The sequence below is a fragment of the Thermoflexus sp. genome (genome assembly GCF_034432235.1).
GTDB lineage: Bacteria > Chloroflexota > Anaerolineae > Thermoflexales > Thermoflexaceae > Thermoflexus.
The window spans coordinates 1-2,457 of record NZ_DAOUCJ010000112.1 but is presented as its reverse complement, the minus strand read 5'-3'; the positions used below and the strand labels follow the sequence as shown (position 1 = coordinate 2,457).

The 2,457-nt window shown below is 59.8% G+C and carries 3 protein-coding genes and 1 pseudogene; all 4 read left to right on the top strand.

Going from position 1 to position 2,457, the window contains the following annotated elements; translation table 11 throughout:
- A pseudogene (locus tag VAE54_RS14020) lies at nt 1-237 on the top strand (CRISPR-associated protein); the annotation flags it as partial.
- Nucleotides 234-695: a hypothetical protein gene (locus VAE54_RS14015; RefSeq protein WP_322802599.1), complete on the top strand. Its 462-nt coding sequence runs from the start codon at nt 234-236 to the stop codon at nt 693-695. The pseudogene VAE54_RS14020 and the gene VAE54_RS14015, both read left to right, overlap by 4 nt.
- Nucleotides 673-1,677 carry an RAMP superfamily CRISPR-associated protein gene (locus VAE54_RS14010; RefSeq protein ID WP_322802598.1) on the top strand — a complete coding sequence of 335 codons (1,005 nt, stop codon included), beginning with the start codon at nt 673-675 and terminating at the stop codon, nt 1,675-1,677. The genes VAE54_RS14015 and VAE54_RS14010 overlap by 23 nt, the downstream gene beginning before the upstream one ends.
- Before the next feature lie 378 nt (nt 1,678-2,055).
- Nucleotides 2,056-2,406, top strand: coding sequence for a CRISPR-associated ring nuclease (locus VAE54_RS14005; RefSeq protein ID WP_322802597.1), 351 nt, complete (start codon nt 2,056-2,058; stop codon nt 2,404-2,406).
- Nucleotides 2,407-2,457: the final 51 nt, after the last annotated feature.

The following is a 2,457-nucleotide window of genomic DNA, read 5'->3' as shown; positions in this document are numbered from 1 at the left end:
GAGATGGCGAAAAAGCCGGGGCTCCCCCGAAACGCCATCTGGGGTGTTGGGGCTTTTGTGGAAGATGGGGAGCGCGGGGACTACGGGCTTCGGGCGGATGATCGACTGGAGGAGCTCCCCGAGGGTACCGAGACAGATCTTGCGGTCTTCATCCGGCGCACCTATAGCCAGGAAGCCTGGAACGAGATCGCGGAGAAGGCGATCGCATCCATCGCACAGACCTTGGAGGCGGCATGAAGCGGGGCTGGGTGTATTCGGGCGTGCTCGGCGCGGAAGAGCTTCGGCAGCTCATCGAAAGCACCCCCGGACGGGTGCTCCTGAGCTGGGAGCTTGCAAGGCTGGATTTCCCAAGCAGCTTGGAGCTGCGGGATGCCGGGTGCGCCTTCAACAGTGGTTTAGAAATCAGGTGGGAAAGGGTGACCGAGGGGCGCTATCGAGTTTGGGTCCTGAGCGACGGCGAGCGCAACGACCTGCCCGATGCCCTCAAGTCCATCGATGGCGACTGGGAGATCTCGGAGTGTGAGACCCGGCTGCTCAACCTGGAGGACAAGCGTTTTGCCCCGCAGTTTGAGCGGTACCCGGTGGCAAACGCGCCGGAAGTCCAGCTTGTGTGCCGGGTGTTCTATCGGGACAAGCTCGCAACCTTTGTGAGCCCACGGGAGGTGAAGACCGATGCCCAGAAATCCGAACGCTGAGCCAAAGCCCTTCGTGTTGGTAGAGATCCCCCAGGAGGAACCAGACCGCCGGCCGGTGGCCACGCACGAGAAGTTTGACGGGCTGACTGGTCGCCTGGAGCTCGCCTTTACAGTGGTCTCGGAGTATCTCTTCGTGGGCTCCGGGGCATACGAATTCGACCCAAGCCACGGGAATCGGCGTCCCGATGTATGGTACACCTTCTACCGCCGGAACGGTCAGCTCTGCGTGCCGGGCACCAGCCTCAAAGGCGCCATCCGGGCGATCGTAGAGGCGATTTCCAACTCCTGTGTCTCGCAGATGCGGCGCCCCCGAGAGAGGATAGCGTCCAGTGCTCACCAACCGTGCAGGTGGGACCCAAAGAAGACAGCGCATGAAAACAGGCTCTGTCCCGCCTGCCGCCTTTTTGGTACCACCAGCTACCGGGGGCGCGTGCATTTCACAGACTTTCTGCCCCAAGGGGAGATAAAACCCGAGGTCGTCAAAATTGGCGAACTCTGGGAGCCCAAGCGCCCTGACCCTTCCAGGCGCCGCTTCTATGAGCGCAAGAGCTTCCAACCGTTGGAGAACCCTGCTCCTCAGCAGGGCTTTCGCTTCGTAGAAGCTGTGCAGAGACAAGCGAAGTTTCGCGGTGCTCTCCTGTTTGAGAACGTGAGCGAAGCCGAGCTGGGGCTTCTACTCCATGCGCTGGGGTGGCAGGTAGAGAATGGACGAGTGATTATGGCGTTTGCTCCCAAGCTGGGCGGCGCCAAGCCCCGGTGCTTCGGCTCGGTGGAATTCCGCCCGGTGCGGCTGCGGCTCTGGAGCCAGGGCGTGAAGGGCTTGCTGGCTCCACAGGAAGTGCAGGGCAAGGACATGCTCCCGCGTCTTTACCAGTATCTGCAGGGATGCCGTGATAGTGGGTTGCTTCATGAAACCTCGTGGAACGCCCTGAAGTCGGGCTTCCAGCCTAAGGACGAAGGGTGTCCCCGGGAGGTGTACTAATGACGACGGATGAGAAGGTTGAGTTCGCTAACCAACTGGCCCGCAAACTGAAGTCCCAATGGGAAGATTTTAAGAGAAAAGATGCTGAGCGTCGGCGTAAACCGCTCAGGGAGGACGATCTCAAGTTTCCTCGAAACGAGTGGCAGCGTTGGGCAAATTACTTTGCGCGCGTGCAGAGTTTAAATACGGCACTTCAGCTGGCGGAATATCAAGGTCGTTCGCCCGCATTGCGCTCGGACCCGAAGCAAGCTGCGCAGGTTATCCATTACATCTTGGGTTCGCGTCGGACAGAACTCCAACGGCTCTCAGCGACAGATCTGATGGAGATCTTTGGGTATGTAAGCCGCTGGCTGGAATGGCTGAACTTAGGAGGTCAGCATGAAGAAAGTCCTCCTCGCCACGCTGGGAGAAGCCCCAGCGGTCGTCACGGAAGCCCTTGACCGCCTCCGGGCAGACGGCGTGATGATAGACTATGTTGTCGTTCTTACGACCAAGGATACGTATGCTCAGAGTGCGCTCAGCCTGTTAAGCGAGCATCTCCCGGATTACTACAGTCGCGAAGTAGCACTTCTGGACGCCCGCGTTCTGGAAACCTTCTACGATGTGGACTCCGATACATCCGCCCTGGAGTTTATGAAGCAGGCGTGCGCCGCCCTAAGGTGTGCAGTATCGGAAGGGTGTGTACACTTCACGGGTTTGGCGCCTGATCATGATCTTTCCTCCCCGTGATTCCCCAGAACAGCTCGGCAGGCGGGCGGCCCCGGGTTCGGTAGCCCGTGT

Coding starts and splice junctions, on each gene's coding strand:
- VAE54_RS14015 (WP_322802599.1), top strand. CDS start 234: ATGAAGCGGGGCTGGGTGTATTCGGGCGTGCTCGGCGCGGAAGAGCTT.
- VAE54_RS14010 (WP_322802598.1), top strand. CDS start 673: ATGCCCAGAAATCCGAACGCTGAGCCAAAGCCCTTCGTGTTGGTAGAG.
- VAE54_RS14005 (WP_322802597.1), top strand. CDS start 2,056: ATGAAGAAAGTCCTCCTCGCCACGCTGGGAGAAGCCCCAGCGGTCGTC.